The 22,739-nt window shown below is 70.1% G+C and carries 15 protein-coding genes; 9 read left to right on the top strand and 6 right to left on the bottom strand.

Annotated features, from left to right (window positions below; translation table 11 throughout):
- The first annotated feature begins 158 nt into the window (after positions 1 to 158).
- The 6 genes from ACWDRW_RS01710 to ACWDRW_RS01685 all read left to right on the top strand — a co-directional run bounded on the left by ACWDRW_RS01710 (position 159) and on the right by ACWDRW_RS01685 (position 10,456).
- Positions 159 to 1,949, top strand: coding sequence for a VWA domain-containing protein (locus ACWDRW_RS01710; RefSeq protein WP_451718526.1), 1,791 nt, complete (start codon positions 159 to 161; stop codon positions 1,947 to 1,949).
- Between the two features lie 138 nt (positions 1,950 to 2,087).
- Positions 2,088 to 3,806 carry a methionine--tRNA ligase gene (gene metG / locus ACWDRW_RS01705; RefSeq protein ID WP_451718524.1) on the top strand — a complete coding sequence of 573 codons (1,719 nt, stop codon included), beginning with the start codon at positions 2,088 to 2,090 and terminating at the stop codon, positions 3,804 to 3,806.
- A 93-nt stretch (positions 3,807 to 3,899) separates the two neighbouring features.
- A complete protein-coding gene (locus ACWDRW_RS01700) occupies positions 3,900 to 4,265 on the top strand; it encodes a PH domain-containing protein (protein ID WP_269660554.1) in 366 nt (121 codons plus the stop codon).
- A 118-nt stretch (positions 4,266 to 4,383) separates the two neighbouring features.
- The gene (locus ACWDRW_RS01695) at positions 4,384 to 5,892 is read left to right on the top strand and encodes a polysaccharide pyruvyl transferase family protein (protein WP_451718520.1); all 1,509 of its coding nucleotides are present in this window, start codon (positions 4,384 to 4,386) and stop codon (positions 5,890 to 5,892) included.
- A gap of 87 nt (positions 5,893 to 5,979) precedes the next feature.
- Positions 5,980 to 9,042: an FG-GAP repeat domain-containing protein gene (locus ACWDRW_RS01690; RefSeq protein ID WP_451718517.1), complete on the top strand. Its 3,063-nt coding sequence runs from the start codon at positions 5,980 to 5,982 to the stop codon at positions 9,040 to 9,042.
- A gap of 13 nt (positions 9,043 to 9,055) precedes the next feature.
- Positions 9,056 to 10,456, top strand: a complete 1,401-nt coding sequence (locus ACWDRW_RS01685; RefSeq protein WP_451718514.1) for a VCBS repeat-containing protein — start codon at positions 9,056 to 9,058, stop codon at positions 10,454 to 10,456.
- Positions 10,457 to 10,572: 116 nt separating this feature from the next.
- On the opposite strand, the gene aspS is transcribed toward ACWDRW_RS01685, so the two are convergent.
- Positions 10,573 to 12,336: an aspartate--tRNA ligase gene (gene aspS, locus ACWDRW_RS01680; RefSeq protein ID WP_451718511.1), complete on the bottom strand. Its 1,764-nt coding sequence runs from the start codon at positions 12,334 to 12,336 to the stop codon at positions 10,573 to 10,575.
- 161 nt (positions 12,337 to 12,497) lie between these two features.
- On the opposite strand from aspS, the gene ACWDRW_RS01675 reads away from it, so the two are divergent.
- Positions 12,498 to 14,618 (top strand): SpoIIE family protein phosphatase, encoded by a 2,121-nt coding sequence (locus ACWDRW_RS01675; protein WP_451718508.1) that lies wholly within the window; start codon positions 12,498 to 12,500, stop codon positions 14,616 to 14,618.
- Positions 14,619 to 14,621: 3 nt separating this feature from the next.
- On the opposite strand, the gene ACWDRW_RS01670 is transcribed toward ACWDRW_RS01675, so the two are convergent.
- The 5 genes from ACWDRW_RS01670 to ACWDRW_RS01650 all read right to left on the bottom strand — a co-directional run bounded on the left by ACWDRW_RS01670 (position 14,622) and on the right by ACWDRW_RS01650 (position 19,825).
- Positions 14,622 to 14,960, bottom strand: a complete 339-nt coding sequence (locus tag ACWDRW_RS01670; protein WP_451718505.1) for a nuclear transport factor 2 family protein — start codon at positions 14,958 to 14,960, stop codon at positions 14,622 to 14,624.
- The gene (locus ACWDRW_RS01665) at positions 14,957 to 16,030 is read right to left on the bottom strand and encodes an AI-2E family transporter (protein WP_451718502.1); all 1,074 of its coding nucleotides are present in this window, start codon (positions 16,028 to 16,030) and stop codon (positions 14,957 to 14,959) included. The genes ACWDRW_RS01670 and ACWDRW_RS01665 overlap by 4 nt, the downstream gene beginning before the upstream one ends.
- A 90-nt stretch (positions 16,031 to 16,120) precedes the next feature.
- A complete protein-coding gene (locus ACWDRW_RS01660) occupies positions 16,121 to 17,098 on the bottom strand; it encodes a pirin family protein (RefSeq protein WP_451718499.1) in 978 nt (325 codons plus the stop codon).
- Between the two features lie 109 nt (positions 17,099 to 17,207).
- Positions 17,208 to 19,151, bottom strand: coding sequence for a YncE family protein (locus ACWDRW_RS01655; RefSeq protein WP_451718497.1), 1,944 nt, complete (start codon positions 19,149 to 19,151; stop codon positions 17,208 to 17,210).
- A gap of 200 nt (positions 19,152 to 19,351) precedes the next feature.
- Positions 19,352 to 19,825: an SseB family protein gene (locus tag ACWDRW_RS01650; protein ID WP_451718494.1), complete on the bottom strand. Its 474-nt coding sequence runs from the start codon at positions 19,823 to 19,825 to the stop codon at positions 19,352 to 19,354.
- 96 nt (positions 19,826 to 19,921) lie between these two features.
- On the opposite strand from ACWDRW_RS01650, the gene ACWDRW_RS01645 reads away from it, so the two are divergent.
- Positions 19,922 to 20,746: a dioxygenase family protein gene (locus ACWDRW_RS01645; protein ID WP_451718491.1), complete on the top strand. Its 825-nt coding sequence runs from the start codon at positions 19,922 to 19,924 to the stop codon at positions 20,744 to 20,746.
- A 128-nt stretch (positions 20,747 to 20,874) separates the two neighbouring features.
- Positions 20,875 to 22,701, top strand: a complete 1,827-nt coding sequence (locus ACWDRW_RS01640; protein ID WP_451718489.1) for an acyl-CoA dehydrogenase — start codon at positions 20,875 to 20,877, stop codon at positions 22,699 to 22,701.
- The last annotated feature ends 38 nt before the right edge of the window (positions 22,702 to 22,739 follow it).

Genomic DNA, 22,739 nt, shown 5'->3' with positions numbered 1-22,739 from the left:
ATGAACGAAGGGTGAACTGGAGGTATCGGAAACCGAGTTGAGCGGAGGGCCGACCGTCAGGGCATCCCTGCCGAAGATCACGGCCGGGGGCGGCTAACCTTACGTGTCCGTCCTGGCCAGGGATTGACGGGCTACAACTCATGCGAAGGGTTGCGCACATGGGCATTCTCACTCTCCTGCGGAACGCGTTCGGCCGCGGCCGTAAGGGCCGCACGCCCGAGGCAGAGGGTGCGGACACGACGCCCAGGGCAGAGGTCACGACCACGCCCGAGGCCCAGACCGACCGCCCCCAGGTCCCGGAACCCCGTCAGTCGACGGACTCCGAACACGAACTGGTATCAGCAGCCTTCGACAACGTAACGGTCCCGAAGCAGTCGGAACCGGACCCGGTGACGGAGGAGAAGACCGAGCCGGTCGCGAAGGCGGAGGCTGAGCCGGTCGCGAAGGCGGAGGCTGAGCCGGTCGCTGAGGCCGAGGCTGAGCCGGTCGCTGAGGCCGAGGCTGAGCCGATCGTGGAGGCCGAGGTCGAGCCCGTCGCTAAGGCGAAGGCCGAGCCCGTCGCGAAGGCGGAGGCAGAGCCGGTCGTGGAGGCCGAGCCCGTCGCTGAGGCCGAGGCAGAGCCCGTCGCAAAGGCGGAGGCAGAGCCGGTCGTGGAGGCCGAGCCCGTCACTAAGGCCGAGGCAGAGCCGGTCGCTAAGACCGAGGCTGAGCCGATCGTGGAGGCTGAGGTCGAGCCCGTCGCTAAGGCGAAGGCCGAGCCCGTCGCGAAGGCCGAGGCCGAGCCGGTGAGCGAGTCCGAGTCGGCGCTGGAGGAGAAGGCTGAGCCGGATTCGGAGCCGGAGCCGGTCGCGGAGGCTGAGCCGGAGCCGGTCGCTGCGGTGGAGGCCGAGCCGGTCGTGGAGCCCGAGGCCGAGCCCGTCGTAGAGGCGGAGACGGCGCCCGAGGCGGCGGCTGAACCTGCCGCGGAACCGGTGGTGGAGGAGCCGGAGCCCGTGGTGGCGGCGGAGTCTGAGCCGGTGGCCGAGGCCGAGCCGGTCGTGGAGCCCGAGCCGGTGACCGAAGAGCCCGCGGCCGCCGACGGTGAGGACGCCCCGCAGGTCGCTGCCGCAGCCGACGACGAGGACGCCGCCCCCGCCTCCCCCGAGCCCGCGGCCTCCGACGGTGAGGACGCCCCGCAGGTCGCTGCCGCAGCCGACCACGAAAGCGGCACGGGTGGTGCGGGTGGGAGCGACTCGGCCGAAGGCGAAGCCGACACCGATACCGACGCCGACGCCGAAACCCGTACGCCCGCCACGACCCTCGCCCGACTGAAGAGCCGGGCCCCCGGCCTGGCCACCGCCTACCGCGCGGCCGCCGGCCCGCTCAAGAAGAACAACCTCACCGGCACCCGCGCCAAGACCTACCTCGTGCTCGACCGCTCCGCGAGCATGCGCCCGTACTACAAGGACGGCTCCGCCCAGGCCCTCGCCGAGCAGACCCTCGCCCTCGCGGCCCACCTCGACGACGACGCCACCGTCCACGTCACCTTCTTCTCCACCGAGCTCGACGGCACCACCGAGCTCACCCTCACCGACCACGAGAACAAGATCGACGACACCCACGCGAGCCTCGGCCGCATGGGCCGTACCAGCTACCACGTAGCCGTCGAGGAAGTCGTCACACAGCACCACAAGAACACCCCCGCCGGCACCCCCGCCCTCGTGATCTTCCAGACCGACGGCGCCCCGGACGCGAAGACCCCCGCCACCCAGGCCCTCACCGACGCCGCGAAGAACCACCCGAACATCCACTTCGCCTTCGTCGCCTTCGGCGAGCACGACAACAAGGCCTTCGACTACCTCCGCAAACTGAAGACCGACAACACGTCCTTCTTCCACGCCGGCCCCACCCCCCGCGAGCTCACCGACACCGAGCTCTACACGGGCGTACTGGAGAACTGGCGCCCGTAGCCGGTAGCCCGTCACCCAGAAGCATCCGCACCGCCGAGGCCGCCCCTTCCCACCCCTTAAAACGGGAAGCGGGCGGCCCACCCATGTCGGCTACGATTTCAAGGTTCGAAAAACAACCGACCCGGGAGCAGCCAAGCCATGGCTCGACACCTCATCACCAGCGCCCTTCCGTACATCAACGGGATCAAGCACCTGGGCAACATGGTGGGGTCCATGCTCCCGGCGGACGTGTACTCCCGGTACCTCCGCCAGCGCGGCCACGACGTCCTCTACATCTGCGCCACCGACGAGCACGGCACCCCCGCCGAGCTGGCCGCGAAGGAGCGGGGCATCCCGGTGGCGGAGTTCTGCGCCCAGGCGCACGACGCCCAGAAGGCGGTCTACGACGGCTTCGCGCTGGCCTTCGACTACTTCGGCCGCAGCTCCAGCGAGCAGAACGTCGAGATCACCCAGCACTTCGCCCGCAAGCTCCAGGAGAACGGCTTCATCGAGGAGCGGGCCATCCGCCAGGTGTACAGCCCGGCCGACGGCCGTTTCCTGCCGGACCGCTACGTCGAGGGCACCTGCCCCCACTGCGGCTACGACAAGGCCCGCGGCGACCAGTGCGAGAACTGCACCCGGGTGCTCGACCCCACCGACCTGATCAACCCGCGCTCGGCGATCTCCGGCTCCACCGACCTCGAGGTCCGTGAGACCAAGCACCTCTTCCTCCTCCAGTCCAAGCTGGAGAACGAGGTCCGCGAATGGGTCGCCCGCCACGACCAGCAGTGGCCGCACCTGGCCTCCTCCATCGCCCACAAGTGGCTCACCGAGGGCCTGCACGACCGCGCCATCACCCGTGACCTCGACTGGGGCGTCCCGGTCCCGGCCGACACCTGGCCGGAGCTGGCGGCGGAGGGCAAGGTCTTCTACGTCTGGTTCGACGCCCCGATCGAGTACATCGGCGCGACGAAGGAGTGGTCGGACCAGGACCCGGAGAACCGGGACTGGAAGGCGTGGTGGTACGACGTCGACCAGGACGTCCGCTACACGGAGTTCATGGCGAAGGACAACGTCCCCTTCCACACCGTCATGTTCCCCGCGACCCAGCTCGGCGTGCGCGAGCCGTGGAAGAAGGTCGACTACGTCAAGGCCTTCAACTGGCTGACGTACTACGGCGGCAAGTTCTCCACCTCGCAGAAGCGGGGCGTCTTCACCGACCAGGCCCTGGAGATCCTCCCGGCGGACTACTGGCGCTACTTCCTGATCGCCAACGCCCCCGAGTCGGACGACTCCTCCTTCACCTGGGAGCACTTCACGGCGACGGTGAACAAGGATCTGGCCGACACCCTGGGCAACTTCGTCAATCGCGTCCTGTCCTTCTCCAAGAAGCGCTTCGGCGAGGAGGTCCCGGCGGGCGGCGAGCCCGGCGAGGCGGAGGCCCGTCTGGGCGAGGAGATCGCGCGCCTCCTCGCCGAGTACGAGGAGCACATGGAGGCCCTCCAGTTCCGCAAGGCCGCGGCGGCCCTGCGCGCGCTGTGGTCCGCGGGCAACTCCTACCTGGAGGAGAAGGCCCCCTGGCTGGAGATCAAGACGAACCAGGAGGGCGCCGCCCTGACCCTCCGTACGGCGATGAACCTGATCCACCTGTACGCGGTCGTCTCGGAGCCGTTCATCCCGTCGACCTCCGCCGCCATGCGCCAGTCCTTCGCGCTCACCGACGACACCGCGACCTGGGTCTCGGCGGACGAGGCGAGGTCCCTGACCTCCGTCCCGGCCGGCACCGCCTTCACCGTCCCGCCGGTCCTGTTCGCCAAGCTGACGGACGAGGACCTGGAGACGTACAAGGAGCGCTTCGGCGGGGACACAGCCGCGTAACAGCCCTTCTCGGACCCCCCGTTCACCAGATATATCTGGCCATGATCACGCGGCCGGCTCAGGCCGCGTGACATTCGAGTGGGGGGTCCTCTCATGGCTCTTTTCGGCAACGCACACCCGATCGACCCGGCGCAGGCCGCGCAGGACTACGCCAAGCTGCTCGGTCAGGGGGAGACCGTGCACACCGCCTACCTGCTGATCCGCGACACCATCCTGTTCACCGACCGCCGCCTGATCCTGGTCGACAAGCAGGGCATCACCGGCAAGAAGACGGAGTACCACTCCATCCCCTACCGCAGCATCACCCACTTCGCGGTGGAGACGGCGGGCACCTTCGACCTCGACGCCGAACTGAAGATCTGGGTCTCCGGCACGCAGCTGCCGATCACCAAGACCTTCACCAAGGGCGTCGACATCTACGAGGTCCAGGCGATCCTGACGCAGTACGTGGCGCGCTAGCGGTCCGCTGTTCAGCGGGCGGTGACAACTCCTTCACTATTCATTTACTTGCATATAGTGTGCGCTTACTCCTGTCACCGCTCGCGGAACGCGCGACGCATCAGCACCGAGGACTGCCGTGAAGCGCATCCTGATCAGATCCGGGAAGAGCCCCTTCCGCGTCGCCACTCCGACCGAGTTCATCCACCAGGACCTCATCGGGACGAACACCGGCAACCTGCTCTTCAGCGACTCCGCCCACAAGATGCTGACCACCCCGGACACCGAGGTGACGTCAAACGGCATCCGCACCAACCACTCCGCGGAACGGGCGGCGGAGATCAACGAGCAGTACGACGTCTTCGTCGTCCCCCTCGCCAACGCCTTCCGCCCGCAGTTCCAGGCCTCGCTGGACCGGCTCTCCACGCTGATCGAGCAGCTGACCATCCCGGTGGTCGTCTTCGGCTGCGGCGCCCAGACCACCGACGACTACGCCACCGCCGAGCTCAAGCCGATGGAAGCCTCCGTCAAGCGCTTCCTGAAGGCCGTCCTCGACCGGTCGGCCTCCATCGGCGTCCGCGGCGAGCTCACCGCCCGCTATCTGCGGGACCACGGCGCCCCGGCCGACAGCGTCGACATCATGGGCTGCCCGTCGATGTTCCTGTACGGCGACACCTTCCCGGCGATCCGCGCCACGGAGATCACCGCCGACTCGCGCCTCGCGATCAACCTGTCGCCGAACGCCATACCCGTCGGCCCCATATCCGGCATCGCCCAGTACGCCCACGCGCACTACCCGAACCTGACCTACTACGCGCAGAACCTCGTCGACGCCGAGCTGCTGCTGTGGGGCGACACCACGCCCGAGTCCGGCTTCGAGGACGCCTTCCCGCTCCAGCTCAGCCACCCCCTGCTGCGCGAGAACAAGGTGCGCATGCCGCTGGACCCGGCGACCTGGATCGACGAGCTGCGCGGCTACGACTTCGCCTATGGCACCCGCATCCACGGCAACATCGCCGCCCTGCTGGCCGGCACCCCCGCCGTCGTCCTCACCCACGACTCGCGCACCCTGGAGCTGTGCCGCTACTTCGACATCCCGCACCGCCAGCTCTCCGGACTGTCCGCCGAGACCGACCCGCGTGACCTGTACGAGGCCGCCGACTGGTCGGCGATGATCAAGGGCCACGGCGAGCGGTTCGAGCGCATCACCGCGTTCCTCACCCGCAACGGCCTGGACAACGCCTACCAGCACGGCGACGGCGGTGCCGCCTACGAAGCCCGGGTCGCCTCCCTGGACCTGCCCGCCTCGATGCAGGTCTGGGACGGCACGGAGGACGGCCAGACGCGCTACCGGATGAGCCGGCTGCGGGAGCGGATCACCGTGTCCGAGACCAAGCTCACGACGAAGCTCGCGACGGTCACCAAGCAGAACAGCGACCTGCGCGCGAAGCTGACCGCCGCCGAGAAGCGCGCGGCGGGCACGGCCGAACGGCTCGACGCCGCGGTCAGGCAGCTGGAGGCCACGCGCAAGCAGCTCGCCGCCATGGAGCGGCGTCTGGCGGGCATCGAGAAGCGGGTCCTGGTCCGCCTCGGCCCGGCCCTGCGCCGCCGCAGCCGCAAGCTCTCCGGGGCCGGCGACAAGGGCTGACGCCCGATGCCTCGACGTTGATCAACCGCTGGTAGCATCCGGCCACTTGTGCGAGGGCGGGGGCCCTCGCTGGGGAGGGAACCTCACGTGGGCAGACACGCCCTGAGACGGGGCGGTCTGGCCGCCGCCGTCTCCTCACTCGTGGTCGCCGTCGCGGCCACGTCCGTGGTCGTCCTGGCGGACGGCGGCGACACCGCGGAGGCGGCCGAGGCCGCCACCACCAGGATCGCGCTCAGTGACCCCAGCTCCGCCACTCCGCGCGAGGACCGCCCGTTCGTCGCGGGCGAGAGCGGCTATCTGCACCAAGCGGCCGGCTTGGCGGGGCTGCTGTGGACGGACTACGCGACCGGTGACGCGGCCACCGTCAGGAAGGCCGACGGCGGTGTCTACACCCCGACCGACACCTGCGAGTGCCGCACGGCCTGGTACGGGTCGGACACCGACCTGGTCGCCCTGCCGTCGGCGCTGAGTGCCTCGTCCGTCAGCCTCTGGGACCCGGCGACGGCCACCTCCAAGGCCGTGACCTGGACCGGTTCCAGTCACGGCAACTACCGGGCCCTGGCCGGCGGCACGATCGTCACGAGCTACTCCCTGATCGACTTCGTCGACGGTGCCCAGCGCACCCGCAAGGTGACCGGTGAGACGACGAACATCCAGGACAAGGAGATCGTCGCCGCGGACTCCAAGGGCGTGCTGTGGACGCACAACGGCGGCATCGACTACATCGACGTCGACTCGGCCGTGAACACCGAGATCTTCGCCGCGGACGCCGACGACTACGTGATGAGCGCGGACCGGGTCGGCTGGTACGACGCCAGTACCCACGAACTGCACCTGAAGTCGCGTGCCGACCTCTCCGCCCCGGAGCAGGTCGTCACGCTGCCGTATCCCGACGAGATCAACGGCGATCCGGTCCTGGTCGGCGACTGGCTCGTGCTGCCGTCCGGCCTCGAGGTCGTCGCCCTGTCGCTCACCGACGGCTCCACGCGGACGCTGCTGTCGAAGGGTGACTACGCGCTCCCCGCCTCCGGCGGCGCCCTCGTCACCGGTGGCACCGGCGCCGACGACTGGTGGCTCCAGCGGGTGACCCAGGCCGCGGACGGCACCCCGGCTCTGGAGAAGCTGTCCCAGGTCCCGGGTACGGAGAAGGCCAAGCGGGGCATCTCGCTCAGCCGGGGCAGCCTGCGTGTCGTCGACTCCGGCCGGTACACGACCCTGCGTTCCCTGACCACGAACGGCTCCACCGAACTGAGCGCGTCCGCCGCCGTGGACAGCGCCCAGTTGTCGTCCACCGCGGTCTGCCCGACGGCGGGCAGCACCACCTGCATCCCGCTGTGGGGCAACACCGGCAGCGAGCCGGACGACGTCTACCTCAGCACGTTCTACGACGGCGACGAGGGCGGCAGCGGCCTGGAGAAGGCGGACCGGATCAACGCCGTCGTCGCCAGCGACCTGGAGTTCGGCACCGGAGGCGGCAGCATCGTCGACGTCTCCGACGACTACGCCGTCTACAACTCCGGCTCCACCCAGTACGTCGGCGAGTTCGGCCAGGGGCAGCAGCTGAAGCGGTCGGCGCGGGCCGCCGCCCTGAACGGCCCCACCCTGTGGAGCGCCACCACCACCGTCGGCAAGCTGACCTCGTACAGCCTCACCAGCCAGAAGACCCTCGCCACGGTGACCGTGCCGGGCCTCGCCTGTGTGCCGAGCGAGCTGCAGGCGGCGGGCCGCTGGGTGTACTGGGCCTGCGGATCGACCTCTGCGGGCGTGTACGACACCAAGGCCGGTACGGCGAAGGCGGTCGCCCCGGGTGACGTGCTGCTCGGCGACGGCTTCACGGTCCGCCACGACCACGAGGCCGCGACCCTGGTCCTGACCGAGGCGGCCACCGGCACCACCCGGGTGATCGCCTCCCACCTCCCCGACAGCGGCGTCGCCGTCGACCGCCGCCACCGCTGGACCGTGGACGAGTACACGGGCCTGGTCGCCTGGTTCGACGCCTACGAGCGCACCCAGGTCGTCACCACCGGCGTCACCCCGTCGGCCGTGACGGTGTTCCGGGCGGAGACCGAGAGCTACGCGGAACCCTCGACGTCGGCGCCCTGGCAGGGCACCTGGCAGGTGTCCCGCCCGGTCACCTCCTGGTCCCTGACCTTCACCTCCGTCCAGAGCGGCGCGAACGGCAAGGCCACCCGCACGATCACCGGCGGCGCGACCAGGACCGACGTGTCGGCGTCCTGGAACGGTCTGACGGCGGGCGGGGCACGCTTCCCCAACGGCTGGACGACCTGGACCCTCAAGGCGACCGGTCTCGGCGGCTCCGCGGCGACCACGGTGACCAGCGGCGAGGTCTTCCTGCAGCGCGGCGCCCCGGTCCGGCACGACTTCACCAGCCCCGACGGCACCGACGGCCGCGGCGACCTGCTCACCCTCAACTCCTCCGGCGGCCTCACCTGGCACTCCGGCACGGGCACGGGCAAGTTCGGCGAGAAGACCACCGGCACGGGCTGGTCGACCACCGTCAAGGCGATCCCGTTCGGAGACCTGAGCGGCGACCGCTGCAACGACGTCCTGGTCCGCTACAGCAGTGGCGCCCTGCGCCTGTACAAGCCGGGCTGCGGCGCGACGGTGAAGCCGTCGACGTCGTACACGACGCTGGCGTCGAGCGGCTGGACCCAGTACGACGTCCTGACCTCCCCGGGCGATCTGACCGGCGACGGCCGCCCGGACCTGCTGGTCCGCAACGCCTCGACCGGCACCGTCTACCTGTACACGGGCACCAGCACGGGCAAGCTCTCCGCCCGCGTGAAGCTCTACGACAACTGGAAGACGTACAAGAAGATCGTGGGCGTCGGCGACATCACCGGGGACGGCAGGCCCGACCTCCTCGCCCAGGACAAGGCGAACACCCTCTACCGCTACGACGGCAAGGGCGACGGCACCTTCGCGGCCCGGGTGAAGGTCTTCTCCGACTGGGGTGCCTCCTACAACACGGTCGTGGGCGTCGGCGACATCACCGACGACGGCAGGCCGGACCTCGTCTCCCGCGACACGAGCGGCTACCTGTGGCGCAACAGCGGAGACGGCAAGGGCTCGTTCGGCGGACGCGTGAAGATCGCGACCGGTTTCGGCGGCTACAAGCTCCTTTCCTAGAAGGGAAGTTCAGATGCGCAGATGGGGTATGGCCGCGTTGCTGGCGGCGGGGCTCACGATGGGCACGCTGAGCCCCGCGCAGGCCGTGCACGGCGCGGTGCCGGGGGACTTCAACGGCGACGGCTACAAGGACGCCGTGCTGCCCGCGCCGGGGGCGAACGTGTCGGGCAAGGCGGCCGCCGGCGCGGTGATCGTGCTGTACGGCTCGAAGTCGGGGCTGAGCGCGAGCAACCGCAGGACGATCACGCAGAACACCTCCGGGGTGCCGGGCACGGCGGAGGCGTACGACCGGTTCGGGGCCGCCACCGCCACGGCCGACCTGAACCGGGACGGCTACGCCGACCTGGTGGTGGGATCCCCGTACGAGGACACCTCCAAAGGGACGGACTCCGGCGCGGTGACCGTGCTGTGGGGCGGCAGCAGCGGGTTGACGAGCGGGACGGATCTGCCGTCGCCGTCCGGCTCCCCGCACCAGTACGGACAGGACATCGCGGCGCTGAGCCTCGGCGCGGCGTCCAAGACCTGGGTGGCGGCGGCCGGTTACGACGCCTCCGTGCACTTCACGGGCCCCTTCTCGCGCACCGGCACCTTCGGCGTCGCCATGCTGAACATGGACACCGGCTCCCTGGAGTCCGTCACCCTCGGCGACTTCGACGGCGACGGGCTGCCCGCCCCGGCCGTCGTCACGGCCCGGGACGGCGACCTGACCGGCGGCCGCCTCTACACGACGTTCGCGTCGGGTACGGAGCTCGCGGGCAACGGCCTGATCGCCGCCACCGGCGACGTCAACGGCGACGGCTACGACGACCTCGTGGCCGGCGACCCGGACGAGCCCGCGGTCGAGGGCACGGACGGCGCGAAGGGCGGCCGGGTCCTGGTCTGGTACGGCTCCGCCACCGGTATCTCCGGCGACACCAAGCCTGTCCAGCTCACCCAGGACACCGCGGGCGTGCCCGGCGCGAGCGAGAAGAACGACGCGTTCGGCGGTGGTCTGACGGTGGCGGACCTCAACCGGGACGGCCTCGCGGACATCGTGGTCGGCGCGCCCTACGAGGACGTCGGCAGCGTCCAGGGGGCCGGCGCGGTCACCGTGATCCCCGGCCGCTCCTCGGGCGCCCTGGGCACCGGCGCGTACACCTTCACCCAGGACAGCTCGGGCGTCCCGAGCACCTCCGAGCCCGGCGACTTCTTCGGCACCACGGTGTCCGCCGGGGACGTGAACAAGGACGGCAGGCCGGAGCTGTTCGTCGGGGCCCCCGAGGAGAACGACGCCACCGGCGCGGTCTTCGTCCTGCCCGGCGGAGCTTCCCGGCCCACCGGCACCGGCAGCCGCGTCTTCACCGGGCCCTCGGTCGGTCTCCCCCAGAGCAACGGCACACTGCTCGGCGGCGACGGGCTGCTCTGGGTGATCTGACGCCGGCGCCGAGGGGTGAGGTGCCACCTCGGCCGAGGCCAGGACCGACTCCTCGGCGACACCGAAGGGCCCGGAACCGAGGAGTTCGGTTCCGGGCCCTTCTGCTCAGCTGCTCACTACTTCGGCTGCGGCTTGCGCACCGTCAGGTGCAGCTCCTTCAGCCGCGCCTCGTCCAGCTCCGTCGGCGCGCCCATCATCAGGTCCTGGGCGTTGCCGTTGAGCGGGAAGGCGATCGTCTCGCGGATGTTCGGCTCGTCGGCGAGGAGCATCACGATGCGGTCCACGCCCGGGGCGATGCCGCCGTGCGGCGGGGCGCCGAAGCGGAAGGCGCGCAGCATGCCCGCGAACTGCTCCTCGACGGTGTCCCGGTCGTAGCCCGCGATCTCGAAGGCCTTGAGCATGATCTCCGGCTCGTGGTTCCGGATCGCGCCGGAGGACAGCTCGACGCCGTTGCAGACGATGTCGTACTGCCAGCCCAGGATGTCCAGCGGGTCCTGGGTCTCCAGGGCCTCCAGACCGCCCTGCGGCATCGAGAACGGGTTGTGCGAGAAGTCGATCTTCCCGGTGTCCTCGTCCTTCTCGTACATCGGGAAGTCGACGATCCAGCAGAACCGGAAGACGTTCTCCTCGAAGTGCCCGGCGCGCTTGGCGGCTTCCACCCGCACCGCGCCCATGATCTTCGAGACCTCTTCGAACTCGCCCGCGCCGAAGAACACGGCGTGACCGGCCGACAGCGACAGGCGCTTGGTCAGCTCGGCGACGTTCTCCTCGGTCAGGAACTTCGCGATCGGGCCGGTCAGCGAGCCGTCCTCGGCCACCCGCACCCACGCCAGGCCCTTCGCGCCCAGCGAGACGGCGAAGTCGCCGAGCTGGTCGAAGAACTTCCGGGGCTGCGCGGAGACGTCCGGCACCGCCAGCGCCCGCACGTGCTTGCCCGCGAAGGCCTTGAACTCCGAGCCCTCGAAGACGTCGGTGATGTCGACGAGCTCCAGCTGGGCCCGCAGGTCCGGCTTGTCGGAGCCGTACTTCAGCATCGCCTCGCGGAACGGGATCCGCGGGAAGGGGGACGTCACGTGACGGCCGCCTCCGAACTCCTCGAACAGCTCCGTCATGAGCTTCTCGATCGGCTGGAAGACGTCCTCCTGCTCGACGAAGCTCATCTCGACGTCGAGCTGGTAGAACTCGCCCGGCGAACGGTCGGCGCGGGCGTCCTCGTCGCGGAAGCAGGGCGCGATCTGGAAGTACCGGTCGAAGCCGGAGATCATCAGCAGCTGCTTGAACTGCTGCGGCGCCTGGGGGAGGGCGTAGAACTTGCCCGGGTTCAGGCGGGAGGGGACCACGAAGTCGCGGGCGCCCTCGGGGGAGGTCGCCGACAGGATCGGGGTCGCCATCTCGTTGAAGCCGAGGGCGACCATCTTCGAGCGGATCGAGGCGATCACCGCCGACCGCAGCATGATGTTCTTGTGCATCCGCTCGCGGCGCAGGTCCAGGAAGCGGTACTCGAGACGCCGCTCCTCGTTGACTCCGTCCTCGGTGTTGATCGTGAACGGCAGCGGGGCGGCCGCGCCGAGCAGCTCGACCTCGCCGACCTCGACCTCGATCTCGCCGGTGGGCAGGTCGGGGTTCACGTTCTCGGTCCCACGTGAAACAACCTTGCCGTCCACCCGGACCGTGGACTCCTTGGACAGCTTGTCCAGGGCCTCGTAGGCGGCGGTGCCGGGGCGGGCGACGAGCTGCGTGATGCCGTAGTGGTCGCGCAGATCGATGAAGAGGATGCCGCCCAGGTCGCGCCGATTGTGCAGCCAGCCACTCAGCCGGACGTCGCTCTCGACGTCAGAGGCGCGGAGCTCGCCGCAGGTGTGGGACCTGTACCGATGCATCGTCGTTCATCCAGTCTTCGCGGATCGGGAATCTCCGGGGCCCGGTGCCCGGACCTCCCAAGGGTACCGGCCACCTCACGCTCGGCTCCCCACCATTTGCCGGGGCGGACCGGTGGCGCTCTCGGTGGCAGCCCCCGATCACCTCTTCTTAGAGTGGGTCAATGCGCACTGGTGAGCCCCTGCCCGCCGCGGGGGAGGTTCTCGCCGCCCTGGCGACGGGCCAATGGCACTGGTCCACCGCCACCGGGCTGGTCACGGCCGACGCCGGGACCGCCCGGCTGCTCGGGCTGCCCGGGGAGCGGGCCACGCTCCGGGAGGCCCAGGTGCGCGCCCGGCTGCACCCCGTCGACTGGAACGAGATCACCGGTGTGATCCAGCTCGCCGTCGCCGAGGGCACGCTCGGCGAGGTACGGGTGCGGATCATGGACGAGCGGGGCGAGGTCGTCCGGGTCACCCGCGCCCGTTTCAAGCCCTCCTTCGACCCGGACAAACGGGCCTACGAGGTGATCGGCACCCTTCAGGAGGTCACCGAGCCCGAACCGGGCACCCCGGCCGGGCGGCGCGCGGTGACCGGGGACTGGCGGCGCTCGCGGGAGGCGTTCCTGCTGGACGCCGGCCGGGCGCTGGCGGAGGCGCGGTCCACGGCGGAGGTGCTGCGGGTCGCGGCCGGGCTGTCGATGCCGGGGTTCTCGCCGGACGGGCTCGCGGTGTTCGGGGTGGAGGCGGACCGGCTGACGATCATCGGCCACCACGGGCAGCAGCCCGGGGACGAGGCCCCCTTCACGCACATGTCCCTGCAGACCGACTATCCGGCCGCCGAGGTCGTCCGCACCGGCCGGGCCGTCTACATCTCCACCCCGGAGCAGTACCGCTCCCGCTACCCGGTGACCTGGCCGCTCGCGGAGCACTTCGGCCGCCGCTCGTGGGCGTTCCTGCCGCTGACGGTGGCCGGACGCACGATGGGCGCCTGGATGGCGGCCTTCACCTATCCGGTGGCGTTCACCCCGGACGAGCGCTCGGTGCTGACGACGGTGGCCCGGATGCTGGCGCAGGCGCTGTCCCGGGCCGGGGCCGCGGAGACGCAGCGGGAGCTCACCGACGGGCTCCAGCGCTCGATGCTGCCCACGCTCGGCAGGCGGGAGATACCCGGCATGAGCGTCGCCGCCCGCTATGTGCCGACCGGCGGCGGCCTCCAGGTCGGCGGTGACTGGTACGACATGATCCCGCTGCCGGGAGGCCGGTTCGCCCTGGTCATCGGGGACGTCCAGGGCCATGACGTGCGGGCCGCCGGGCTGATGGGCCAGCTGCGGATCGCCCTGCGCGCCTACGCCTCCGAGGGCCACCGCCCGGACGCCGTGCTCTCCCGGGCCTCCCGCTTCCTGCACGGCATGACCGACCACACCCCCGACGACCTGCGCTTCGCGACCTGCCTGTACGTCGAGGTCGACCCCGCCTCGGCGACCCTGGACATCGCCCGCGCCGGGCATCCGGACCCGGCGGTCCGGATGGCGGACGGGACGGTGCTGACCCGGCCGACGGCGGGCGGCCTGCCGCTCGGCATCGATCCGGACGCGGACTATCCGACGACCAGGATCACCATGGAGCCGGGCGAGACGATGCTGCTGTGCACCGACGGTCTGATCGAGACCGGCGGCCACGACCTGGAGACCGGCTGGAAGCGGCTCCGCTCGATCCTGGAGGACCACGAGGGCGAACTGGAGGAGCTGGCCGACGCCCTGGTCCAGGCGGTGCACGGGCCCTCCTCGCACCACACCACGGGCCCGCTGGCCGACCGGCGCGAGGACGACATAGCGGTACTGCTGCTGCGCCGAGAGGAAGAGGGCTGCGGCTGCGGGGAGCCGGTGGCCGTCCGGCCCGTCGTGCGCCGCTCGATGCTGACGGTGGCGCAGGACGAGCCCGAGCTGGTCGCGGTGGCCCGGCAGCAGCTGCGGGAGCTGCTGCACGACTGGTCCTCCGCCGACCAGGTCGACTCCGCGGTGCTGCTGCTCTCCGAGACCCTGACCAACGTCCTGGTCCACACCGACGCCGACGCCCTGCTGCTGACCGAGGTGCGCGGCGAGCCCGGCACCCGCCGGATGCGGGTGGAGGTCACCGACACCAGCGACGACCTCCCGCACAAGCGCCGCCCCGGCGAACTGGCCTCATCCGGCCGGGGCCTGATGCTGATCGAGCTGCTCGCGGACACCTGGGGGGTGGATCCGCGGGGCCGGGGCAAGAGCATCTGGTTCGAGCTGACGGAGTCGGACGGCGCGGGCCCGTAGATCTCAGGCCCGGCCGCCGAAGTACACCCGGACCTCCCGGATGAGGCCGTCGCGGACGGTGATCGCCTCGACGTTGCGGTACCGCTCACCGGTGGTCAGCACGTACTCGTAGTGCGCGAGGACGACCTCCGGGTCGGCCTGCGTCAGATGCAGCATCCGCTGCTCGCGCATCCGGTCGGCCGTGGGAAAGCACCGCTCGAAGAAGGCGGCCTTGTCGATGTGGTCGTCCTGGGGGCTGGTGAAGGTGAAGTCGTCGGCGTAGAGCGGGAACGCCGACTCACGGTCCTGCGACCGGTAGAAGCGGAACGCGGCCTCGACGGCGTCGGCCGGGCTGATGCTCATACGGCTTCCTTTCCGGAATCGGACGGCTCGGGTGGCGTGTAGCGCGTGCGCAGCTCCTGGACGACGCCGAAGGCCGCCGCCGTCAGCGGGACCGACAGCAGCATGCCGAGGATGCCGGCCACCGAGGCACCGGCGGTGATCGCCACCATCACCACCGCGGGATGCATCTGCACGGTGCGGCTCTGGATCATCGGCTGCAGGACGTGCCCCTCCAGGAGCTGGACCGCCAGGACGATTCCCAGTACCCACAGGGCGATCACGAAACCCCGGTCGGCGAGGGCGACCAGCACGGCGACCGCGCCGGAGATGAAGGCGCCGAGGTAGGGGATGTAGGCGGCGACGAAGACCAGGGCGCCGAGCCCGACGGCGCCCGGCACGTCCAGGATCAGCAGGCCGAGGGTGATGCAGAACGCGTCGATGAACGCGATGAAGGTGGTCCCCCGCATGAACCCCTCGACCGCCTCGAAGGCCCGACGCGCCATCGCCACCACGGTGTCGGCGGACCCGCGCGGCACCATCGAGCGCAGGGTGTCCGCGGCCCGGTCGGAGTCGCGCAGGAAGAAGAAGACGAGCAGCAGCGCCAGTACGGCCATGGCGATGGTCTCGCCGACGACGCTGACCCCGCTGATGACACCCGAGGCGGCGGTGCCGCCGAACTTGGTGAGCAACTCCTTGGAGTTGGAGGCGAGGTCGTCCAGCGAGGTGCCGGCCGCCCCGAAGTGGTCGGCGAGATCCTCGGCCGCGGTCCTGAGGGAGGCGACGATCTGGTCGCCGGTGTCGATCAGCGCGGCCACGACGATGTACACGGCCCCGCCGACCACGGCCACGACGGCGACGCAGGTGAGCGCGGCGGAGAGGGACCGGTGCATCCCGGCCTTGACCAGCCGCCGGTGGAAGGGGCCGAGCAGGGCGGTGCCGAGCAGCGCGAGCAGCACGGGCACGACGGCGGTGCGGAACTCGTCGGCGAGCCGGATGCCGACGTACACGACCCCCGCGGCCAGCAGGATCACGGCACACCAGGCACCGACCCGGCGCACGGGTTCGGGGAGCAGCTGTCGGGGGGCCTCCACCCTCCCACTCGATCACGCGCCGGGTGGGCCCACCCCTCGGCGGGCCCACCCGGGTGACGGAGTGTCAGCGCCACCTCGGGGCGCCGGTGCTCAGGCCTGCGGCCCGCTCTCGGTCATTCCGTGGACGGCCGGGATCGTGCCGAGCCGGCCCTTCTGGAAGTCCTCGAAGGCCTGCTGGAGCTCCTCGCGGGTGTTCATCACGAAGGGGCCGTAGTGCGCCATCGGCTCCCGGATCGGCCGGCCGCCCAGCAGGACGACCTCCAGGTCCGGGGTGTGGGAGTCCTGCTTCTCGTCCGCCCGGACGGTCAGCGAGCCCCCCGCGCCGAAGACGGCGGTCTGCCCGAGCTGGATCGGCCGCCGCTCCGCGCCGACGGAGCCGCGCCCCGCCAGGACGTAGGCGAGGCCGTTGAAGTCCTCGCGCCAGGGCAGGGTTACCTCGGCGCCCGGCGCCACGGTGGCGTGCACCATCGTGATCGGGGTGTGGGTGATGCCGGGACCGGCGTGTCCGTCCAGCTCACCGGCGATGACCCGCAGCAGGGCGCCGCCGTCGGGCGTGCTGAGCAGCTGCACGCTGCCGCCGCGGATGTCCTGGTAGCGCGGAGGCATCATCTTGTCCTTGGCCGGCAGGTTCACCCACAGCTGCAGGCCGTGGAAGAGGCCGCCGGACATGACCAGCGACTCCGGCGGCGCCTCGATGTGGAGCAGGCCCGAGCCGGCCGTCATCCACTGGGTGTCGCCGTTGGTGATGGTGCCACCGCCGCCGTTGGAGTCCTGGTGGTCGAAGATCCCGTCGATGATGTAGGTGACGGTCTCGAAGCCACGGTGGGGGTGCCAGGGGGTGCCCTTGGGCTCGCCCGGCGCGTACTCCACCTCGCCCATCTGGTCCATCATGATGAAGGGGTCCAGATGGCGGTAATTGATCCCGGCGAACGCCCGGCGCACCGGGAAGCCCTCGCCCTCGAAACCGCTCGGCGCGGTCGTGACGGCGAGCACGGGACGGGCCACGGCCTCCGCGGGCGCGGCGACACGGGGCAGCGTCAGCGGGTTCTCGACGGTCACTGCAGGCATGTCGGTACCTCCTTGTGCGTCCAGTTTAGTTGAGCATTGAACTTCCTGCCACCCCACAACGGAGAAAGCCCGAAGGGCATTCCCTCCGGGCTTCGTCCGAGTCGGCCGCTCAGTTGCTGAAGTACAGGTACTTCCAGGATCCGTACGTCGTCGAGTTCACGTTGTCACCGGACGAGCCGTTGATGTAGGCGGACCGCATCCGCACCCGGATGCCCGACTCGCCGGGCGCCTCCAGGGTCACGGCAGACTTGCCGCTGGTGCCGAGCGCGAAGTACTCCGAGTCCAGCGCGTACCACGAGCCCTGGTACCAGAACTGCAGGTCGAAGCGCTGCATGCGGCCCGGGTAGTAGCTCATCGAGGTGGTGAGCAGCGGGTCGGTGCTCTTGTGGAACCAGTAGTACGTGGTCGAGCCGATCTTCGCCGTCTTGTAGTGCTTGGCGACGGCGGTGGAGACCTTGACCCGGGCGCCCGCGGTGACCTTCACCGTCTTCGGCTTGTAGCGGGCGTCCCCCTTGAACACCGCCGTGACGGTGGTGTCCCGGGTCATGTCCACCCAGGCGGCGATGTTGCCGTCGGAGTTGACCGTGCCGCTCTTGATCAGCTTGTTGGGCTTGTCCGAGCCGTAGGGGTTGGCCCAGATCTCGACCGAGCGGTTCTTGTACGTCGTCCCCAGGTGCGCCGTGAACTTCACGTCGGCGCCGTACGAGTACACCTTGCCGTTGTTGTTCAGACTGAGCGAGGTGGAGGCACGGGAGACCTCGACGGTGTCCGAGGCGCTGACCGCGGTGTGCGTGGCGTCGCCCGCGTACCTCACCGTGTACTTCACCTTGCCGCCGGCCGGCGGGGTGTTGGTGAAGGAGTAGGTGCCGTCCGCCTTCACCGTGACGGAGGGCAGCGCCTTGCCGTTCGGGCTCTCCAGGTCGGTGCGGGTGACGGCGAGCGTCGTCCCGGCGGTGAAGGGCACGTTCGCCGTGAGCTTGCCGGTCACGGTGAGCGGCTTGGCACGGGTCGCCGAGGCGGGCGCGTTGACCGTGAGGGCCGGCACGCTGAGCGCGGGGCCGGTGAACGCCTTCAGCGTGTACGTGTTGTCCGAGTTGCCGGCCAGGGCGAACACCCGGGAGGAGTCCGGGGCCCAGGCCACCTCGCCCATGCTGGACGTTCCGGCGTCGAAGCGGCGCACCGGCTTGTCGGAGCCCGCCTTGTAGACGTTGACGTGCCGGTCGTAGGCCTGGGCGATCAGGCCGTCCGGGGAGACGTCGGCGGACCAGCCGGTCTCCGTGAGACCCGCGACCTCGGTGAAGGCGCCGTTGGCGTGGTTCAGCTTCCGGTAGCCGTTCCACAGCACCTGGGAGGCGCCGGGCATGAGGTCGAGGTCCATGGTCCAGCGGTCGCTGTCCGTCTTGGCGACCACCTGCGGGGCGGCTCCGGAGACGTCGAGGAGGTTGATCGCGCCCGAGCGGTCGCCGCTGTCGTGGAAGGCGAGCAGGCCGGGCGAGGACGGGTCGGCGTCGAGGACACCGGCGTTGTAGTACGGGGCGACACCCTCCGGGAGCTGCTCCAGGCTCACCGCCGTGGCCGCGTCGGCTGCGACGGGGTCGACGACACCCAGCTCGCCGTGGAAGAAGCCGTCGTCTCCCGTGACCCGGTAGGAGAACCACAGCCGGCCGCCGGCGAAGGCCGCCTCCCGCGGGTCGACTCCGGCGCCGAGGTCGTAGCGGGTCCGGACCTCGAGCGTGGCCGCGTCGACGGCGACGATCTCGTGGGTCGTCGGCAGCACCGCGTACAGGGTGAGCCCGTCGTCCGAGAGCGCGAGGTCGCTGGGGCGGCCGAAGCCGACGTTCACGTCGACCAGGGTGCCGCTGTAGTCGGTGGCCAGGATCCGTCCGTTGTCCTGGTCCGCCACGAAGACGCGCTGGAGCGCGCCGTCGGCGACCAGGCCCACGGGCTGGGTGAGCACGGCGGAAGCGGCCGACGCCGGGGCGGCCGTCACGACGGTGAGTGCCGCCGAGCTGAACAGGACCGCCAGCGCCGTCGCGGCCGAAGTGCTGCGCATGCGCACAGTGATGAACCCCCACAGAGAACCCGGCGGTGCCGGGGAGATGAGAGCGCCGCGCGGCGCCCGGACGCGGGTCGCGGGGACGCGATCGCGTGCGGGGCGCGGCTGCCAAGGGGCACCTTATGGCATGACTGTGACAACGAGGGAGGGGATATCTCCGTGCGGGCCTGCTCAGCCGTACCTCCGTGGAGGCCTGCTCAGCCGTACATGCGCCGCATCGCGAAGTCGACCATCTGCTCGACCGCCTTCGCGTCGAAGACCATGCGGTGCTCGCCCTCCATGTCCAGGACGAAGCCGTAGCCGGTGGGGAGCAGGTCGATCACCTCGGATCCGGTGATCACGAAGTACTTGGACTCCTTGCCCGCGTACCGGCGCAGCTCCTTGAGCGAGGTGAACATCGGGATCACCGGCTGCTGGGTGTTGTGCAGCGCCAGGAACCCGGGGTTGTCGCCGCGCGGGCAGTACACCTTCGAGGTCGCGAAGACCTGCTGGAAGTCCTCCGCCGACATCTGCCCGGTGGTGAAGGCCCGCACCGCGTCCGCGAGCGAGGGCGGGGACGGCTCGGGATAGAGCGGTGGCTGCTGGCCGTAGCCGCCGCCCATGGGCTGCTGCGGCGGGGCGTACCCCTGCTGTGCGGCGCCCCCGTCCATGGGCTGGCCGTATCCATACATGACCGCAAGCCTAGTACCGACGCTCCGGCGAACCGACAGCCACTTGACAAGCCCACGCCCTGGCTACGCCGCCCCCACCGCTCGTAGCGTCGTGTCATGCCGAGCCACCACCACGACGAGGTCCCCGAGCACGACCGGGGACTCTCCCACGACCTTCCCGTCCTCGCCCGCCGCCGGATGATCCGGCTGATGGCGGGAGCGGGGCTGATTCCGCTGGTGGGCTGCTCCGGCGACGACGACACCTCAGCCGCGTCGCCCTCCTCCGCCGCCTCCTCCGGCGCGTCCGCCGAGTGCGCCCCCGTCCCCGAGGAGACCGCCGGTCCCTTCCCCGGTGACGGTTCCAACGGCGTGAACGTCCTCGAGAGGAGCGGAGTCGTCCGCGGCGACATCACCCGGAGTTTCGGCGACTCGGCGGGCGGCACCGCCGAAGGCGTCCCACTGACCCTCCGGCTCACCGTCGTGGACGCCGCCTCGGGCTGCGATACGCCGAAGCGGGGCGCCGCCGTCTACGTCTGGCACGCCGACCGGGACGGCGGCTACTCCCTGTACACGGAAGGGATCACGGACGAGAACTATCTGCGGGGCGTGCAGGAGACGGACGACAGGGGCCGGGTCACCTTCCGGACCGTCTTCCCCGGCTGCTACCCGGGCCGCTGGCCGCACATCCACTTCGAGGTCTGGGACAGCCTCGCCGACGCCACGGCCGCCACCGCCGTCACAAGCACGTCGCAGCTCGCCTTCCCCCGGGATGTGTGCGAAACGGTGTACAGAACCGACGGCTACAGCGAGAGTGTGTCCAACCTCAGCCGACTCTCGATCGAGACGGACAACATTTTCAGCGATGGCCACGACCGGCAGCTGGCGGCCGTGAAGGGCGGCCCGGAGGCCGGATACACCGCCACGCTGGTGGTTCCGGTGTGACCCGTCACAGATGCCCGGAACGGGGTTGCGGCTTATTACCGACGGGTAGCATCATCGTAGCTACTTGTTGGTACGTGAACTAGCGCGAGGATCCAGTGCCTCGCCGATCTCTCTACGGAGCCGTCGCCATGGGGCACTACAAGTCGAATCTCCGCGACATCGAGTTCAACCTCTTCGAGGTGCTCGGCCGCGACAAGCTGTACGGCACCGGGCCCTTCGCCGAGATGGACACCGACACCGCGAAATCCATCCTCGATGAGATGACCCGCCTCGCGGAGAACGACCTCGCGGAGTCCTTCGCGGACGCCGACCGCAACCCTCCGGTCTTCGACCCGGAGACCAACACCGCGCCGGTCCCCGCGTCCTTCAAGAAGAGCTACAAGGCGTTCATGGACTCCGAGTACTGGCGGCTCGGCCTCCCGGAGGAGATCGGCGGCACGACCGCTCCCCCGTCGCTGATCTGGTCGTACGCGGAGCTGATCCTCGGCGCCAACCCGGCCGTGTGGATGTACTCCTCCGGTCCGGCCTTCGCCGGGATCCTCTTCGACGAGGGCAACGACGTCCAGAAGAAGATCGCCCAGATCGCCGTCGAGCGGACCTGGGGCTCCACCATGGTGCTGACCGAGCCCGACGCGGGCTCCGACGTCGGCGCCGGTCGCACCAAGGCGATCCAGCAGGAGGACGGCTCCTGGCACATCGAGGGCGTGAAGCGCTTCATCACCTCCGGTGAGCACGACATGGAGGAGAACATCCTTCACTACGTGCTGGCGCGTCCCGAGGGCGCCGGCCCCGGCACCAAGGGCCTGTCCCTGTTCATGGTCCCGAAGTACCTCTTCGACTTCGAGACCGGCGAGCTGGGCGAGCGCAACGGCGTCTACGCGACGAACGTCGAGCACAAGATGGGCCTGAAGGCCTCCAACACCTGCGAGATGACCTTCGGCGACCAGCACCCCGCCAAGGGCTGGCTGATCGGCGACAAGCACGACGGCATCCGCCAGATGTTCCGCATCATCGAGTTCGCCCGCATGATGGTCGGCACGAAGGCGATCTCCACGCTGTCCACGGGCTACCTGAACGCGCTGGAGTACGCCAAGGAGCGCGTCCAGGGTCCGGACCTCGCGAACTTCATGGACAAGACCGCGCCCAAGGTCACCATCACCCACCACCCGGACGTGCGCCGCTCGCTGATGACGCAGAAGGCGTACGCGGAGGGCATGCGCGCGCTGGTGCTGTACACGGCCTCGATCCAGGACGCGATCGCGGTCAAGGAGGCGGCCGGCGAGGACGCCAAGGCCGAGCACGCGCTCAACGACCTGCTCCTGCCGATCGTCAAGGGCTACGGCTCGGAGAAGGGCTACGAGCAGCTCGCCCAGTCGCTGCAGACCTTCGGCGGCTCCGGCTTCCTGCAGGAGTACCCGATCGAGCAGTACATCCGGGACGCCAAGATCGACACCCTCTACGAGGGCACCACGGCCATCCAGGGCCAGGACTTCTTCTTCCGGAAGATCGTCCGCAACCAGGGCGCGGCCCTGAACGGCCTGGCCGAGGACATCAAGAAGTTCCTGGCGCTCGGCACCGGCGGCGAGGAGCTGGCCGGCGCCCGTGAGCAGCTCGCCAAGGCGGCCGTCGAGCTCGAGGCCATCGTCGGCCTGATGCTCACCGACCTCGCCGCCACCGAGCAGGACGTCAAGAACATCTACAAGGTCGGCCTCAACACCACCCGCCTGCTGATGGCCTCCGGTGACGTCGTCGTCGGCTACCTGCTGCTCAAGGGCGCCGCCGTGGCCGCCGAGAAGCTGGAGACGGCCTCCGCCAAGGACCGGGCCTTCTACACCGGCAAGATCGCGGCGGCGAAGTTCTTCGCGGCCAACGTCCTGCCCGGCGTCACCGGCGCGCGCAAGCTCGCCCAGGGCGTCGACCTGGACCTCATGGAGCTGGACGAGGCCGCCTTCTAGTCCCGGATCCACTCGTCACCAGGGCCCGCCTCCTCATC

It is taken from the genome of Streptomyces sp. NPDC003635 (assembly GCF_053587635.1).
The sequence above is the reverse complement of the archived record's forward strand: the minus strand, read 5'-3'. Positions and strand labels throughout refer to the sequence as shown.